This window comes from Microbispora sp. H10949 (genome assembly GCF_014161435.1).
GTDB classification, from domain to species: domain Bacteria; phylum Actinomycetota; class Actinomycetes; order Streptosporangiales; family Streptosporangiaceae; genus Microbispora; species Microbispora triticiradicis.
The window spans coordinates 216,028-232,160 of the sequence record NZ_JABBWZ010000003.1 but is presented as its reverse complement, the minus strand read 5'-3'; the positions used below and the strand labels follow the sequence as shown (position 1 = coordinate 232,160).

The following is a 16,133-nucleotide window of genomic DNA, read 5'->3' as shown; positions in this document are numbered from 1 at the left end:
GGAGACGTGACAGGAGACGTGACGGGGAGCATGACGAGGGGCGCGGCGGTGGGCAGGATCCGGCGGGTCGACGCGCTGCGCGGGTTCGCCGTCTGCGGGATCATGCTGGTGAACACCTGGCAGCGGACGGCGGAGCGACGTGATCTGTCCCCGTTCGGCTGGGTGATGGAGAACCTGGTCCAGAGCCGCTTCTACCCGATCTTCGCGTTCCTTTTCGGCCTGTCCTTCGCGTTGTTCCTCGGCTCGGCCCGGGAACGCTCGGCCCGCCCCCGGGTCGTCCTGCTGCGGCGCCTGGCCGTGCTGGCCGTGCTGGGCGCGGCGCACACCGTGGTCCATCCCGGCGGGGTGCTGCTGCCGTACGCGCTGCTGGGGGTGGCGGTCCTGCTCCCGGCGAGCCTGCTGCCCCGGTGGGTGGTGCTGCTGCTCGGCTGCGGCACGCTGGCCGCCGCCCTGCTCGACTCCGAGCCGTACGTGCTGATCAGCGCGCTGTTCCTGCTCGGCCTGGCCGCCGCCCCGAGCGTGGCGGGCGGCTGGGGAGACCTGGGCGGGACGTGGGTCCTCGCCGCCGTCTGCGGAACGGCTGGGGCGCTGACGGCCGGGCTGACCTGGTGGTGGAACCACGCGCCGCCCGGCGGCGGGGTCTACCAGGCGGCGGCGGTGAGCGGCGCGGCCGCCTACGCGGCGGCGTTCCTGCTGCTCGCCCGCCGGACGGCCCTGTTCGAGGCACTGGGGCGGATGGCGCTGACGAACTACGTGACGGGCACGCTGGTGATCGCGGTGGCGCTGCCGCCGCCCGCCGCCGGCGGTTCCGGCGCCGTCGTCGTGGGGCTCACCGTCGTGACCCTGGCCGCGCAGGCCGCCTTCTGCCGGTGGTGGCTGGCCCGCCACCGGTACGGCCCGCTGGAGCGGGTGTGGCGGACGCTCACCTGGTGGGGAGAGCCGCCCGCCGGGCAGACTGGGAGCCGTGACCCGCATAGCGCTGTGCCAGATCCCCGTCGACCACGACCCGAAGACCAACCTCGAGACCGTGCGTGACGCTCTCGCCCGGGTGCCGGGAGCGGACCTCGCCGTGTTCCCCGAGGCCACGCTGACCCGGTTCGGCCGGGGCGTGACGCACACGGCCGAACCGCTGGACGGGCCGTTCGTCACCGGCCTCGCGGAGGCGGCGCGCGAGCACGGCGTCGCCGTCATCGCCGGCGTCTTCGAACCCGCCGAGGACGGCCGGGTGTGGAACACCGCCGTCGCCCTGCGGGCGGACGGCTCGCTCGGCGCGGCCTACCGGAAGATCCATCTCTTCGACTCGTTCGGCGCGAAGGAGTCGAACCTGGTCGCGCCGGGGGACGAACCGGTGGTCGTGGAGCTCGCCGGGCTCAGGATCGGCCTGATCACCTGTTACGACGTCCGGTTCCCCGAGCTCGCGCGAGCGCTGGTGGACCGGGGCGCGGACACGTTCGCGGTGATCGCCGCCTGGGGCTCGGGGCCGCTCAAGGAGGACCACTGGACGACCCTCGTCAGGGCCAGGGCCATCGAGAACACCACCTGCACGATCGCCGTCGGTCAGGCTCCCAATCCCGCCATACCGGACGGGTTCGGTGTCGGCCGCAGCATGCTCGTCGATCCGATGGGCGTCGCCCGCCACGACCTGGGCCCCGGCCCCGGCGTGCTGGTCGCGGAGATCGACCCCGCCTGGACGGCGACCGCGCGCGCCACCCTCCCCTCGCTGGAACACCGACGGCTGGGTGTCGACAGATCGTAAACTACCCCCCATGAACGAGCCGGGACACAGGACGCGGATGCAGAAGGTGATTCCGCCGCGGCTGCTCGTGCCGTACCTGTCGGGCCGGCGCACGATCATCTCCGGGTACGTTTACCGGGTGCAGGACTGCGACCGCCTCACCTCGCCCGCCGCGCTCGTCGAAGCCCTCGACCTGGGCTTCGACGGGTCGGAGCTCACGCCGGACGTGCCCGAGCTGTACGTCATGCGGTGGGACGCCCGGGACATCGACACCTACGTCGTCCCGTACGGCCAGCACATGGGCGGGGATTGGAGCGATGCACCGCCCTTCACCGGGAACGGGTTCACCGCCTCGCGCGAGCAGGTGGTGCCGCAGTTCCACACGATGCCGATGCCGATCCCCGCGGGCGCGGAGATCGTGCACCTCACGCCGGGCGCCGCGCGTTCCTTCGCCGCGTACGACGGCCTGACGTGGCGGCCGGCCCGATGAGCGGCCCTGCGAGCGCCCCGATCAGCGGTGGCGAGCCGGTCGGCCTGGGGTTCGTCGCCCTCTACCGGGACCGGGAGTACGCCGCGGCGCTCGGGCCGGGCAGCGACGACGTGGTGCTGTTCAGCGAGGCGCCGCAGGAGGGCTTCACCGCCGCCGGCGGCTACTGGCGGCTGCGGGTGGACCGGTCCGCGCTGGACCGGCTCACCCTGCTGCGTACGGTCGGGGCGTTCGGCGGGGAGCCCTGCCTGGTGCTGGACGAGGACGACGGGGGCGACGGCGGGGAGGGCGGCCTCCACATCGCCTACACCGGTCACAACGGCCTGAAGGCAGAGGCGCTCGGCTACTGGCTCGTGGACCACGGCGCGTACGAGGTGGTGGTGCCCCGCGACGAGGTGCACGCCGTCCGGGTGGAACGGGTGCCCGTGCCGCTCGCCGCCGACCGGCCGGACGGCCAGGAGCCGGGCGACCGATGACGGCGCCTCCCGGATAAGGCCGGTCAGAGGCCCAGGGAGCGGTAGCGGGCGTACCGGGCGGCCGTCCGGTCCTCCGCCGGGCGCGCGAGCAGGCCGGCGATCTCGTGCTCCAGCGTCCTGGCCACCCGGCCGCAGAACGCCTCCGGCTCGTACGCCGCGTCGGGCCGCTCCGGGACCACCCGGTCGGCGATGCCGTCGCGGCGCAGGTCGGTGGCGCGGATGCCTTGGGCCGCGGCCATCTCCGGGGCGAAGTCCACGGTCCGGTACAGCAGCGCCGACGCGCCCTCGGGCGGAAGCGGGGACAGCCAGGCGTGCTGCGCGCAGACGACCCGGTCGGCCGGGAGCAGGGCCAGCGCCGCCCCGCCCGCGCCCTCCCCCAGCAGCAGGCACACGGTCGGCGCGTCGAGCATGACGAGGTCGGCCAGGCAGCGGGCGATCTCGGCGGCGAGGCCGCCCTCCTCGGCCGCCCTCGACAGCGCCGCCCCGGCCGTGTCGACGACCGTGACCAGGGGAAGGCCCAGTTCGCTGGCCAGGCGCATGCCGCGCCGGGCCACCCGCAGACCGGCGGGGCCGAGCCCGCTGCCCCCGCGCCGCCGCCGGTCCTGGCCCAGGACGACGGCGGGCGCCGAGCCGAACCTGGCCAGCGCGAGCAGCAGGCCGGGGTCGCGCTCGCCGGTGCCGGTGCCCTGCAGCGGGGTCACGTCGCGCGCCCCGTGTCTCAGCAGTTCGCGGATGCCGGGCCGGTCGTCGCGGCGGGAGCGGGTCACCGCCTCCCACGCCGGGACCGGCTCGGCCGCCTCCTCGGGCTCCGGGCCCGGCGACAGCCCCGAGCGGGGCGCGCAGAGCACGGCCAGCGCCCTGATGGCGATCTCCCGGGCGTCCCCGGCCGAGACCACGGCGTCGACCAGCCCGTGGGCGTGGAGGTTCTCCGCGACCTGGACGCCCTCGGGGAACGGGTAGCCGTGCAGCGACTCGAACACTCTTGGCCCGAGGAAGCCGATCAGCGCGCCAGGCTCGGCCGCGGTCACGTGCCCGAGCGACCCCCACGACGCGAACACCCCGCCCGTGGTCGGGTGGCGCAGGTAGACGACGTACGGCAGCCCCGCGGCCCGGTGCGCGCCGACCGCGGCGGTGATCTTCACCATCTGGGTGAAGGCCAGGGCGCCCTCCTGCATCCGGGTGCCGCCGCTGGCCGGGGCGGCGAGCAGCGGCAGCCGTTCGGAGGTGGCCCGCTCGACGGCCCGGACGAGCCGTTCGGCCGCCGCCACCCCGATCGAACCGGCCAGGAAGGAGAACTCGCAGGCCATCACGGCGACCCGGCGGCCGTCGAGGGTCCCCTCCCCGGTGACGACCGACTCGTCGTATCCCGTCCTGGCCCGCACCCGGGCGAGTTCGGCCGCGTACTCCGAGCCCGGCGCGGCCCGGTCGAGCGGCGGCCCGTCCCACGACTTCCACGAGTGCGGGTCGAGCACCCGCGCGATCAGGGCGCGCGCGCCCGGCCTGGTCACGACGGCCGCCGCCCCGGCGCCACGCGCCGGTGCCCGTGCGCCGCAGGCGGCTTCTCCATCTCGGCGATCAGCTCTTCCCGATACGCGAACTATCCCTTGTGCCGCATATTTTCGGTACTAGGGGGCCGGTGTCCAGCTGATCATCCCCACCGGCCCCGCCGCTCCGCCGTACGGGCCGCGCCGCCGGGGCCGGGGAGCCCCGCGCCCGCCGTACGGCCGGGACGCCTCAGCGCGGCGTACGGTGACCGCGCACCTGGTCCATCAGGCGGCGCAGCCGCTGCCGGTTCTCGGGATCGCGGGCCATCGTCTTGGCCTTCTCCATGTTCTCGCGGCCCTTGGGGGTCTGCAGGTACTCCCTGATGCGCTGGACGATATTCGCCATTTCGAACTCACCATCCTGTTTGTGCCGTCACTGAACGGCTACCCAACGGCACCGCCGCCAATCCCGGACGGCTCCGGGCGTCGCCGGCGTTCACACGATGTCGACCTCGGCGTGCGGGAGGCCGCCGGAGAGCCGGGGATAGCCGGGGCCGCGGTCGAAGAAGGCCGCGGGCGGCGCCTCCCGCAGCCGCTCCCGCAGGCGCGCGGTCGCCTCGGCGTCCACGACGACGTCGTCCCGGGTGCCGGTCAGGACGACGCCGTAGTCGTCGCGCGCGCCCTCGAAGGAGACCTTCCCGTCGCGGACGTCGTCGGCCACACGCTCGGCCGGCCGGTCGTACGGCGAGCCCCAGCCGCCTCCCCCGGTCGTTCGAATGCGGATGACCTGCCCGGCGCGCACGGGGAAGTCGTCGACCAGGCCCTCCATCTCCACCCCGTCGACCGTGACCTGGAAGGGACGGCCCGCCCGGCCACCGTTGACGCCCCAGCACGACAGGATCGAGCGGTCGGCGATCGACATGAAGGAGGCGTCCCGCAGCATCCGGATGTGCTTGTCGTAGCCGAGGCCGCCGCGGAACTCCCCCGGCCCGCCGCTGTCCACGGCCAGGCCCAGCCGCTCGACCCGGAACGGCCAGCGTGCCTCGGCGAACTCCGCGGGGATGTTGCGGCTGTCGGGCACGACGTGGATGGTGTCCTCCCCGTCGGCGTACCAGCGCCCGCCCGACCCGCCGCCGAGCACCTCGCGCATGAGGTACGGCCCGTCGTCCGACTCGCCGTACACGCCGGTGTAGCGGATCGTCTCCTGGTCGGCCGGCATCCGGCCGCCGGTGGCCTTGGCCAGCACGCCCGCCAGCACGCCGAGCAGGCGGAGGATCACGAACGTGCGGGCGTTGGTGGGCGCGGGAAAGATCGGCGTGAGCAGGGTGCCCTTCTCCGGGAAGACCATCCTGATCAGCGGTACGACGCCCTCGTTGACGTCGAGCTCGGCCATCCGCTCGGGGGTGTCGGCGAGGTTGCGCAGGATCGGCGCCAGCCACTTCTTCAGGAAGACGCCCTCGGCGTAGTCGCCGGCGTGGTTGATCGGCCCCTTGGCCTGAGCCGAGGTGCCGGTGAAGTCGATGGTCAGCGGGGTGCCGGCGGAGTGGTCGACGGTCAGCGTGATGCGCTGGGTGTGCAGCCGCGGCTCGTCCACGCCGTCGTGCTCGGCGTAGTCCTCCCAGACGTGGACCCCCTCGGGGATCTTCGCGAGCAGCTCCCGCCGGAAGGTCTCGGTCGTTTTGGAGATGATCGCGTCGAAGCAGGCCTCGACCGCCTCCCGGCCGTACCGGCCGAACAGCTCGCCGAGCCGCCGGGCGCCCATGAGGCAGGCCGAGCACTCGGCGTCGAGGTCCCCGGCCAGCGAGTCGGGCATGCGCGAGTTGCGCGTCATGATCGTGAGGGCGGCCCGGTTGGGCACCCCCTCGTCCCACAACCTGATCGGCGGGACCATGAGGCCCTCCTCGAACGCGCTGCGCGCGTGCGACGGCATCGATCCCGGCACCGCGCCGCCGATGTCGTCGTGGTGGCCGAAGGCCTGGACGAACGCGACGACCTCACCCTCGTGGAAGACGGGGACCGTCACGCACAGGTCGGGCAGGTGGCCGATGCCGCCCTCGGAGAGGTAGACGTCGTTGTGGAAGAACACGTCGCCGGGCCGCATCGTCTCGATCGGGAAGTCGCGGACGACCGGCTGCACCAGCGCCGAATAGGAACGGCCGGTCAGCTTGCGCAGCCGCGCGTCGTGGATGCCGGCCCGGAAGTCGTGCGCGTCGCGGATCATCGGCGAGCGGGCGGTGCGCGCGATCGCCGTCTCCACCTCCGTCTCGACCGAGGCGAGCGTGCCCTCCACGATCTCCACGAGCACGGGGTCGGCGGTCCTACCGGTCATCGCTCACCACCACGAGGTTGCCGTAGTCGTCCATGGTCGCCGTGAAGCCGGGATGCACCGGCAGGGTCGAGCCGTACTCCTCGACGACGGCGGGGCCGCGCACCATGGCGCCCGCGCCGAGGTCGTCGCGGCGGTAGACCACGGTCCTGCCCCACCGCTCGTAGTACACGTCACGGGTCCCGACCGGGCTCGGCTCGTCCGCCTGGCACGGCCTGCGCGCGAGCTTCGGCCGGGTGATCGGGCCGATGCCGGACACCCGGAGGTTGACCCACTCGACGGCGTGACGGGGATCGTCGCGGTAGCCGTACCCGTAGAGCCTCTCGTGCTCGGCGTGGAACCGGTCCGCGACCACGGCGAGCCACGCCTCGTCCACCGGGCCGTCCGGCGCGGGCACCCGCACCTCGTACGCCTGGCCGTAGTAGCGCAGGTCGGCGGTGCGCGCGTACACGTGCTCGGCGAAGCCCTCGCGGCCGAGCGCGTCCGCCGCCTCGGCCTCCAGGCCGGCGAGGATCTCGCCGAGCGCCCGCGGCGACGGCTCACGGGTGACGTGCGTGCGGACGTAGTCGTTCTTCACGTCCACCGTGAGCAGGCCGAACGCGGACACGTTCCCCGGGTCGGGCGGGATGATCGCGGCGGGCAGCCCGAGGACGTCGATCAGCCTGCAGGCCAGCAGCGGGCCGGAGCCGCCGAACGCGACCAGCGGGAAGTCCCGCACGTCGAGGCCGCGCTGCACGGTGATCTGCCGGATCGCGTTCGACTGGTTGAACGCGCTGATCTCCAGGATCCCGGTGGCGCAGTGCTCGGGGGTCAGCCCGAGCCGGGCGGCGAGCGCCTCGACGCCCGCCCGCGCCGCGGCGACGTCGAGGCGGATCTCCCCGCCGAGCAGGTGCGGCGGCACCCGGCCGAGGAAGACGTGCGCGTCGGTCACCGTCACCTCGGCGCCGCCCGCCCCGTAACAGATCGGCCCGGGGTCCGCGCCCGCGGACCGGGGGCCCACCTTCAGCGTCCCCTCCGGGGAGACCCAGGCGATGGACCCGCCGCCCGCCCCGACCGTGACGATGTCGATCATCGGGATCTTGCAGGGATAGCGGCCGATCCTGCCCTCGGTCGTCAGCGAGGGCTCTCCGTCCACCACCACGGCCACGTCGGTCGAGGTGCCGCCGCCGTCGAGGGTGATCGCGCTCGGATGCCCGGCGGCGCCGGCCACCAGCGCGGCGCCGAGCGCGCCCGCCGCCGGGCCGGACAGGACGGTCGTGATCGGCTGGTGCACCACCTCGGCCGCCGACAGCACGCCGCCGTTGCTCTTCATGACGGAGAAGGGCCGGCCGAGCCGCTCGGACAGGTTCTCGATGTACCGCCGCATGATCGGCTTGACCGCCGCGTCCACCAGCGTGGTCACCGACCGCTCGTACTCCCGGTACTCCCGCAGCACGTCGCTCGACAGCGAGACGACGGCCTCCGGGTGCTCGCGCTCCAGCACCTCGCGCATCCGCCGCTCGTGGGCGGGGTTGGCGTAGGAGTGCAGGAAGCACACGCCGATCGCGGTGACGCCCCGCTCCCTGAACCACCGCGCGGCGGCCGCGGCCTGTTCCTCGTCGAACGGCCGGACCTCGCGGCCGAGGTGGTCGAGCCGTCCCCCCACGGCACGCACCCGGTGGACGGGCACGATCCGCGGCGGCTTCACCCAGAAGTAGGAGTTGCCGTAGCCGTCCGGCACGCTCTGCCGGGCGATCTCCAGTACGGACTCGAAGCCCTCGGTGGTGACGAACCCCAGATGGGCGGTGCCGTCCGGGCGGTCCTCCAGCAACTGGTTGGTGGCGACGGTCGTGCCGTGGACGAGGGCGGCGACGGCATCGAGGTCGCGGGACCCCCCATGGGTCTCCAGCACCTTGTGCACGCCTGCCATGAAACCATCGGCCGGGTTGGCAGGAGTGGAGGGAGTCTTGGTCGTGACGACGCGGCCGGACTCCTCGTCGACGAGAACGACGTCGGTGAAGGTGCCGCCGGTGTCTACCCCGATGCGGATGGACATGCTCAGTGTCTATCGAGCGCCGCCACCGGGAAGAACCGGCGCACTCTGCCGAAGAATCAGGACACCGTCGTCACACCCTGCCTACCCGGACCGCCTACGGGATCAGACCGCGCACGCGTCGCCGTCGCAGCCTTCACCCGCCTTCTCCTGGGTCGCCCTCTCCTGGGCCGTACGGGCCTCGACCTCCCGCAGCGCGGCCACGAGCGTCTCGACGGGCTGCGCGCCCGAGACGGCGTACTTCTCCTCGAACAGGAACAGCGGGACGGAGCGCACGCCCAGCGCGTGGGCGCGGGCCAGATCGGCGCGCACCTGCTCCGCGCCCTCCCCGGTGTCCTCGACGCCGGTCTCGGCGGCGAGCCCGGCCAGCGTGCCGGGGTCCCCCACGTCGAGGCCGTCGGTGAAGTGGGCCCGGAACAGCCGCTCGGCCATCGCCGCTCCGCGCCCGGCCCGCCCGGCCAGCGAGATCAGCCGGTGCGCCTCGAAGGTGCCGGCCTGCAGCGCCCGGTCGAAGCGGAGGTCCAGCCCGTCCTCCGCGGCCACACCCGCGACTCGGGCGGTCATCTGCGCCACCTGCCCGGCGCCGCCGAACTTGCGCTCCAGCGCGCGCAGCAGCGGCTCACCGGTGGAGACGCCGTCCGGGTCGAGCTGGAAGGGGCGGTGCGCCACCTCGACGTCCCCCTCGAAGAGGCGTACGGCCTGCTGGAGCCGGTGGTGCCCGATGTAGCACCAGGGACACACGACATCAGAGAAGATCTCGACTTTCACGACATGTCCCAACCGGCGCGCCCTCCGGCCGATTCCCCCGGACCCAGGAGAAGTCGCCTAGGGCGCGTATCGGGTTGTGATCAAGAGGTGACCCGGGTGGGGTCTTTGATTCAGATCATGGCGGCGCGGAGGCCAAGACCGAGGTGACGGCCGCCAGGTTCGTCGAGCGCTGGGAGGAGCGCCGGGCACGCGCCGCGGCGGCACGCTGAGCCTTCCAGCGCGCCGCGGGCGGCGAGGTGGGGCGCCGTCGCCGTGGAATGATCCTCACCTATGGATCTCGCCGCGCAGCTACTTCTTGGCGTCTTCACGCTCCTGACGATCATGGTGCTGGCCACGGCCGCGCAGCGCCTGCTGAACGTCAGGTTCGGCAGGCTGCGCACGTTCCTGGCCGCGCTGGCCGCCTTCGGGCTGGCGCGGCCGGTGCTAGAGCCGATCCTGGGCTCGCTCGGCGGGGTCGACGCGCAGCACCCACCCGCCGCGGCGGCCCTGGCGCTCCTGCTGCTCATCGTCATGTGCGTGGTGCTCATCCCCATGGTGATCCTCGTGCTGGCCGAGGCGCTGGTGCCGCCCGGCTCGGTTCCGGGGCCGCTGGAGCTGATCAGGTCCGTCCGCGGCCGCGTCTCCCGATCCAGGCGCTACTCGCAGATCACCAGGATCGCGATCAGGCACGGCCTCGGCCCCTACCTGCGCGGCCGGGGCGAGCGGCTGGAAGACCGTTCGGGCAAGGTACGGCTGGCCAGGTCGCTGCGCGAGGCGCTCGAGGACGGCGGGGTCACGTTCGTCAAGCTCGGCCAGATCCTGTCCACCCGGCGTGACCTGCTGCCCGCCGAGTTCGTCGAGGAGCTGGGAGGGCTGCAGGACCAGGTCGCCCCGGCGCGCTGGGAGCATATCGAGCCGGTGCTCAGGGCCGAGTTGGGCGGGCCGGTGGAGGAGGTGTTCGCCGAGTTCGGCAGGACGCCGCTGGCCGCCGCCTCCATCGGGCAGGTCCACACCGCCCGCCTGCACACCGGCGAGAGCGTCGTGGTCAAGGTGCGGCGGCCGGGGATCCAGTCGGTCGTCGCGAAGGACCTCGACATCGTCAGGCGGCTGGCGGCCACACTGGAGTCGCGCACCCGCTGGGGCCGCTCGCTCGGCCTGGGCGACCTGGCCGAGGGGTTCGCGACCGCCATCCGCGAGGAGCTCGACTTCCGCGTGGAGGCGGCCAACATGGCGGCAGTCGCGGCCTCCGACGGCGGCGGCGTCACCTACCCCGCCCCGATCAGCGCCATGTGCACCGAACACGTGCTCGTCATGCGCCGCCTGTCGGGCAGTCCGGTCACCACGGCCACACCCGAGCAGGGGCCGCGGCTGGCCCGCGACCTGCTCGACTGCCTGCTCAGGCAGATCCTCGTCGAGGGCGTCTTCCACGCCGACCCGCATCCCGGCAATCTCATGCTGCTCGAGGACGGCACCCTAGGGCTGCTCGACTTCGGCTCCGTCGGCCGGCTCGACGGCTCGGTGCGCTCGGCGCTGCAGCGCTTCCTGCTCGCCATGAACCGGCAGGACCCCCTCGGCGTCACCGACGCGCTGCTGGAGGTGGTGCCCAGGCCGGAGGACATCGACGAGGCCGCGTTAGAGCGTGCGCTCGGCCAGTTCATGGCCAGGCATCTGGCGCCCGGCATGAACAGCGTGCAGCTGTTCACCGACCTGTTCAAGATCGTCTCCGCGTACGGGCTGTCGATCCCGCCGGAGGTCGCCGCCGTGTTCCGCGCGCTGGCCACGCTGGAGGGCACGCTCGTACGCCTCTCCCCCGGGTTCGACCTGATCGGCGAGGCGCGCGCGTTCGCGGGCCGTTACCTCGCCGAGCGGGTCGGCCCTGAGACGGTCAGGGAGACCGTCACCCAGGAGCTGGCCGCGCTGCTGCCGATGCTGCGCCGCCTGCCGCGCCGCGTCGAGCGCATCGCGAGCGCCGCGGAGCACGGCAGGTTCACCCTGAACGTCCGGCTGCTCGCCGACGACCGCGACCGCAGCTACGTGACGGGCCTGCTCCACCAGGTGCTCCTGACGGTGCTCGGCGCCACGGCCGGGGTGATGGCGGTCATCCTCCTCGGGACGGACGGCGGCCCGCAGGTGCTGTCGAACACCTCGTTGTTCCAGCTCATCGGCTACAACCTGCTGGGGATCTCCGCCATCCTGGTGCTGCGCGTCCTGGCCGTGATCTTCCGCCGCCCGCGCGCCTCGGACGATCATCACTCGTAGCCGAGCGGCTCGCGAGCTGGTAGGACGCCTCCAGCACGGCCGTTTCGCCGGCGGCCCACCTAGACCCCACCCGGGCCACCTCTTGATCACAACCCGATACGCGCCCTAACGGCGGCGGGAGTTGCGGCCTAGTAGCCAGCCGATGACGGCGCTGCCGAGGGCCACCCCGGCGCCCGTGCCGAAGGCCGCGAGCATCGTCCAGGCCGGCACGCCCTGGCGGGGCGCGGCCGGAGCCTCACGGGTGAACACGCGCGGCGCCGTCTCCCCGGCCGCGGCCGTCGCCGCCGGAACGGCCTCGGACACGGCGGGAGCGGTTCCGGACACGGCGACGGGAACGGCGGAGGCGGACAGCAGGTGCCGCTCGACGGCGGAGAAGAACTCCCCGGCGGTCTTCTTGGCCACCGAGGCGAGCATCCGCTGCCCCACGCCGCCGATCATGCCGCCGACCACGGCCTCGGCGTCGAAGTCGACCCGGGTGCCGCCCTCGGCGTCGCTCAGCCGTACGGCCACGGTGGCCTCGACGGTGCCGGGGGCGCCCTGGCCGCGCGCGCCGAGCGTGAACCGGTGCGGCTCCTCCTGGTCGCGCAGGGCCACCTCACCCTGGTAGACGCCCCTGACCGAGGCGACCCCCGCCGTGACCGTCATCGCGTACACGTTCTCGCCGACCGTCTCCAGGCGCTCGCAGCCGGGGATCGTCCGCACCAGGACGCCGGGGTCCTGGAGGGCGTCCCAGACCCGCTTGCGCTCCGCCGCGACCACCGCGCTGCCCGAGACCTTCATGGCCACCTCCGATGCCGAGCACCCTAGAGAATCACCCGTACGGCGGGAACGGCAAGACATGCCCGGCCACGGCGCGGCGGTACGGCCGGGCTACCGGGAGGCCGCGACCGTGGCGGGAGGATCCGCTTCACGAAGCCCCGTCCCGGGGAGCTCCGCCGCGGGAAGCGGGGACGGCGCGGTCTCACGGCAGACGTTGCGGCGGACCACCCCCAGCAGGGAGCGGAGGGTCTCGACCTGCTCCGGCGTCAGGCCGTCGGACAGCCGCCGGTGAAGCTCCTCCTCCACCCGGCGGACCTCGGCACGCAGCGTGTCGCCCTTCGGCGTCGTGCTCACCACGCTGATCCGCCGGTTGCGGGGGGACGGAGCGCGGCTCACGAACCCGCTGCGCTCCAGCCGTTGCAGGCTCTTGGTCATCGTCGACATGTCGATGCCCACCGCCGCGGCGAGCCTGTTCTGGGACATGGGGCCGTTGGCCCACAGCGCGTTGAGCACCCGGTCCTGACCGGGATAGAGGCCGATCTCCGCGAGCAGCGCGGCGAGCAGGACGCGGTGCCCCAGGGCCGCCTGGGCCATCAGGCAGCTCAGGCTGTCGGGGTCCTCTCCGGGCGCCCCTCCGCACCCCGCCCCGGCCGCGGACGTCGTCCCGCAGGCCTCCACGCCGTCCGTCCATGCTTCCCTCATCACGCCGCCTCCTCTGCGACGAGCCTACCGCTTGCATATTGGTCGGCCAAGTTGTATGAGTATCTATGGCCGACCAAGTTGGCCGACCAAGTAAATTCGGGAGGTCTTGACCATGCTGTTCACACCCCACACCCTGGGCTCCCTTCGCCTGCCGAACCGTCTCGTCATGGCACCCATGACGCGGTCACGTGCGTACGTCGCGGGGATCCCCTCGCCGTTGACCGCGCTCTACTACGCCCAGCGCGCCTCGGCCGGCCTGATCGTCACGGAGGGCGTCCAGCCCAGCGTGGTGGGACAGGGCTACATGAACACCCCGGGGCTGCACACCGACGAGCAGGTCGCCGGGTGGCGGGAGGTGACCGACGCCGTCCACGCGGCGGGCGGCCGGATCGTGGCCCAGATCATGCACACGGGCGGAGTGGGCCACCCCGACAACACGGGCCACCTCCCGGTCGCCCCCTCCGCCGTACGGCTCGGCGAGCAGATCTTCACGCCCGCGGGCCTTCAGGACACGCCGGTGGCCGTGGAGCTGTCCACCGCCGAGGTGGAGGCCACGGTCGGCGACTTCGCCGCCGCCGCCCGGCGCGCGGTGGACGCCGGGTTCGACGGCGTCGAGCTGCACGGCGCCAACGGCTACCTGATCCACCAGTTCCTGTCGCAGAACGCCAACCTCCGCGACGACCGGTACGGCGGGTCGGTGGAGGGCCGGATCCGGTTCGCGGTGGAGACGGCGAAGGCCGTCGCGGACGAGATCGGCCCCTCCCGGGTGGGAATCCGGCTGTCCCCCCGCAACGGCGCCCAGGGACTGGTGGAGGAGGACGCCCACGAGGTCTATCCCGCGCTGGTGTCCGAGCTCGCCGGTCTCGACCTGGTCTACCTGCACCTGCTGGCGACCGGCGGCGCCGAGCTGGACGCGCGCATCCGGGACCTGTGGCCGAACACCCTGATCGTCAACGACCCCACGGCGACCGACCCGGCGGCCTCCGCCGAGGAACGGCTGCGCTGGGGCGCCGATCTCGTCGCACTGGGCAAGTCCTTCCTGGCCAACCCCGACCTGCCGGTGCGTCTGCGCGTCGGCGCGCAGCTGAACGAGGCGGACCTGAGCACGGCCTTCGGCGGCGACCACCGCGGCTACACCGACTACCCCACCCTGGCCCTCCACCCCGCCGTCGCCTGACCCCGGGGAACCTGACCCCGGGGAAAGCGCCGGAAGGAGCGCGGGAAGGACCACGGAAGACCAGGCGAGGACCTCCGGTTCGCGGAACCGGAGGTCCTCGCCGTTCCCACGCGCGTCTCCGCGACGGCCGGAGGGCTCGCGACGTCAACCGCGCGGCGTACGGGGGAATCAGCCGCACGGCGGACGCCGCCCGTGCCGCCGTCGGGCCACTCTTGGTCATGTGCCCGAGCCGGGCACGCCCGGCGGGACGGGACACCTGTCCCTGTTCACCGGGACCGTCCGACCGGCATCGTCCGTACTGCAAGGAACGGGGATCCGGCACCGCGAACCGGGCCGCTTCGGCGTGCCTCCCGGCTGTGACGAAGATCGCACCTCGCGGGGCCCTAATGCTCTACAGCTTGTAGTACTACTGAATATAGAACTACAAGTCGTAGAGCTCGGCGTGAGGAAGACATGGACGCGCTTGACCTGGCACGGTGGCAGTTCGGGGTGACCACCGTCTACCACTTTCTCTTCGTGCCCCTGACGATCGGGCTCGGCGTCTACGTGGCCGGCCTGCAGACCGCCTGGCACCGTACGGGCCGGGAGCACTACCTGCGGCTCACCAGGTTCTTCGGCAAGCTCTTCCTGATCAACTTCGCCATGGGCGTGGTCACCGGCATCGTGCAGGAGTTCCAGTTCGGGATGAACTGGAGCGAGTACTCGACCTTCGTCGGCGACGTGTTCGGCGCGCCGCTGGCGCTGGAGGCGCTGCTCGCCTTCTTCCTGGAGTCGACGTTCCTCGGCCTGTGGATCTTCGGCTGGGACCGGCTGCCCAAGCGGGTCCACCTCGCCTGCCTGTGGGCGGCGGTCATCGGCTCCAACCTGTCGGCCTACTTCATCCTCGCGGCCAACGCCTGGATGAAGCACCCGGTCGGCTACGAGGTCGTGGACGGCCGGGCCCGGATGACCGACCTCTGGGCCGTGCTGACCAACTCGACCGCGCTCGCCCAGGTGCCGCACGTCGTGGCCGCCTCGTTCGTCGTGGCCGGCGGGTTCGTCCTCGCCGTCATCGGCTACCGCGTCCTGCGCGAGCGCGGCCTCGGCGTGCTGCCCGGCCGCCGGGCCCGCACGGTCACCGCGGAGGACGCCACGACGCCGATGCGCCGCCTCCCGGACATGTGGCGTACCGCCCTGCGCGCCGCCCTCGTGATGACCGCGATCGCGGGAGCCGTGGTCGCGGGCACCGGCGACCTGTCCGGCCGGCTCCTGCACGAGCAGCAGCCGATGAAGCTGGCCGCGGCCGAGGGCCTGCGTCACGACACGGCCGGCGCGCCGTTCTCGATCGCGCCCGGCGTCGAGGTGCCCGGCCTGCTCAGCCTGCTCGCCGCGCACGACCCCGCCGCGACCGTCCAGGGCGTGGACGACATCCAGGCGAGGTACGAGAAGGCCTTTGGCCCGGCCGACTACACCCCGAACCTGCCGGTCGTCTTCTGGTCGTTCCGCGTGATGATCAACTTCGGCATGGCCACGGTGGGCCTCTCCGTGCTCGGCCTCTGGCTGACCAGGAAGCGCCGCGGGCGGCGGGCCGGCCGGCGCGCCGGGCAGAGCGAGCCCCTGCCCGCCTGGTTCGCGCGCCTCTGCGTGCTGGCGCTCCCGCTCCCGGCCACCGCGATCATCGCCGGCTGGCTGCTCAGCGAGATCGGCCGCCAGCCGTGGACCGTGCAGGGCGAGCTCATGACGGCCGCGAGCGTGTCGCCCGGCGTCTCGCTCACCGAGGTCGCGATCACGCTGGCCGTCTTCACGGTCCTGTACGGCGTGCTCGCGCTGGCCGAGGGCGCCCTGCTGCTGCGGCACGTCAAGGCCGGCCCCGAACTGCCCGCCCCGGCCCCCGGGCCCGCCGCCGCGGTTCCGCCGGCGCGGGCGGAGGAGACCCGGCTCACCCCGACCCTCATGTACTGAGGAGCCAC

At 73.2% G+C, this 16,133-nt stretch carries 14 protein-coding genes; 7 read left to right on the top strand and 7 right to left on the bottom strand.

Going from position 1 to position 16,133, the window contains the following annotated elements; all coding sequences use genetic code 11:
- The first annotated feature begins 6 nt into the window (after positions 1 to 6).
- The 4 genes from HHX40_RS08555 to HHX40_RS08540 are packed head-to-tail and all read left to right on the top strand — an operon-like array spanning position 7 to position 2,698.
- The gene (locus HHX40_RS08555) at positions 7 to 1,035 is read left to right on the top strand and encodes a DUF418 domain-containing protein (RefSeq protein WP_220498866.1); all 1,029 of its coding nucleotides are present in this window, start codon (positions 7 to 9) and stop codon (positions 1,033 to 1,035) included.
- Positions 965 to 1,756: a carbon-nitrogen hydrolase family protein gene (locus HHX40_RS08550; protein ID WP_182880096.1), complete on the top strand. Its 792-nt coding sequence runs from the start codon at positions 965 to 967 to the stop codon at positions 1,754 to 1,756. The genes HHX40_RS08555 and HHX40_RS08550 overlap by 71 nt, the downstream gene beginning before the upstream one ends.
- A 10-nt stretch (positions 1,757 to 1,766) precedes the next feature.
- Positions 1,767 to 2,225, top strand: a complete 459-nt coding sequence (locus HHX40_RS08545; RefSeq protein WP_244361334.1) for a hypothetical protein — start codon at positions 1,767 to 1,769, stop codon at positions 2,223 to 2,225.
- A complete protein-coding gene (locus HHX40_RS08540) occupies positions 2,222 to 2,698 on the top strand; it encodes a hypothetical protein (protein WP_182874202.1) in 477 nt (158 codons plus the stop codon). Before HHX40_RS08545 ends, HHX40_RS08540 begins: the two co-directional genes overlap by 4 nt.
- 23 nt (positions 2,699 to 2,721) lie before the next feature.
- Here the strand turns inward: HHX40_RS08540 and HHX40_RS08535 are convergent, their stop codons facing one another.
- The 5 genes from HHX40_RS08535 to HHX40_RS08515 form a co-directional block, all read right to left on the bottom strand.
- Complete coding sequence (locus HHX40_RS08535; protein WP_182880095.1) at positions 2,722 to 4,206, bottom strand: carboxyl transferase domain-containing protein; 1,485 nt, start codon at positions 4,204 to 4,206, stop codon at positions 2,722 to 2,724.
- A 226-nt stretch (positions 4,207 to 4,432) separates the two neighbouring features.
- Entirely contained in the window at positions 4,433 to 4,588 is a 156-nt protein-coding gene (locus tag HHX40_RS08530; protein ID WP_165900867.1) for a hypothetical protein, read from the bottom strand.
- A gap of 90 nt (positions 4,589 to 4,678) precedes the next feature.
- The gene (locus tag HHX40_RS08525) at positions 4,679 to 6,511 is read right to left on the bottom strand and encodes a hydantoinase B/oxoprolinase family protein (RefSeq protein ID WP_182880094.1); all 1,833 of its coding nucleotides are present in this window, start codon (positions 6,509 to 6,511) and stop codon (positions 4,679 to 4,681) included.
- Positions 6,501 to 8,543, bottom strand: a complete 2,043-nt coding sequence (locus HHX40_RS08520) for a hydantoinase/oxoprolinase family protein (protein ID WP_182880093.1) — start codon at positions 8,541 to 8,543, stop codon at positions 6,501 to 6,503. The genes HHX40_RS08525 and HHX40_RS08520 overlap by 11 nt, the downstream gene beginning before the upstream one ends.
- Before the next feature lie 102 nt (positions 8,544 to 8,645).
- Positions 8,646 to 9,308 carry a DsbA family oxidoreductase gene (locus tag HHX40_RS08515; RefSeq protein ID WP_182880092.1) on the bottom strand — a complete coding sequence of 221 codons (663 nt, stop codon included), beginning with the start codon at positions 9,306 to 9,308 and terminating at the stop codon, positions 8,646 to 8,648.
- A gap of 270 nt (positions 9,309 to 9,578) precedes the next feature.
- Here HHX40_RS08515 and HHX40_RS08510 point away from each other — a divergent pair, with 270 nt between their 5' ends.
- Positions 9,579 to 11,546, top strand: a complete 1,968-nt coding sequence (locus tag HHX40_RS08510) for an ABC1 kinase family protein (RefSeq protein ID WP_182880091.1) — start codon at positions 9,579 to 9,581, stop codon at positions 11,544 to 11,546.
- A gap of 105 nt (positions 11,547 to 11,651) precedes the next feature.
- Here HHX40_RS08510 and HHX40_RS08505 read toward each other — a convergent pair whose 3' ends face one another.
- Positions 11,652 to 12,326: an SRPBCC family protein gene (locus tag HHX40_RS08505; RefSeq protein WP_182880090.1), complete on the bottom strand. Its 675-nt coding sequence runs from the start codon at positions 12,324 to 12,326 to the stop codon at positions 11,652 to 11,654.
- Positions 12,327 to 12,416: 90 nt separating this feature from the next.
- The gene (locus tag HHX40_RS08500; protein ID WP_182880089.1) at positions 12,417 to 13,007 is read right to left on the bottom strand and encodes a MarR family winged helix-turn-helix transcriptional regulator; all 591 of its coding nucleotides are present in this window, start codon (positions 13,005 to 13,007) and stop codon (positions 12,417 to 12,419) included.
- Between the two features lie 112 nt (positions 13,008 to 13,119).
- Here HHX40_RS08500 and HHX40_RS08495 point away from each other — a divergent pair, with 112 nt between their 5' ends.
- Both HHX40_RS08495 and HHX40_RS08490 read left to right on the top strand, forming a co-directional pair.
- Positions 13,120 to 14,184: an alkene reductase gene (locus HHX40_RS08495; protein WP_182880088.1), complete on the top strand. Its 1,065-nt coding sequence runs from the start codon at positions 13,120 to 13,122 to the stop codon at positions 14,182 to 14,184.
- A 453-nt stretch (positions 14,185 to 14,637) separates the two neighbouring features.
- Positions 14,638 to 16,125 carry a cytochrome ubiquinol oxidase subunit I gene (locus tag HHX40_RS08490; RefSeq protein ID WP_182880087.1) on the top strand — a complete coding sequence of 496 codons (1,488 nt, stop codon included), beginning with the start codon at positions 14,638 to 14,640 and terminating at the stop codon, positions 16,123 to 16,125.
- The last annotated feature ends 8 nt before the right edge of the window (positions 16,126 to 16,133 follow it).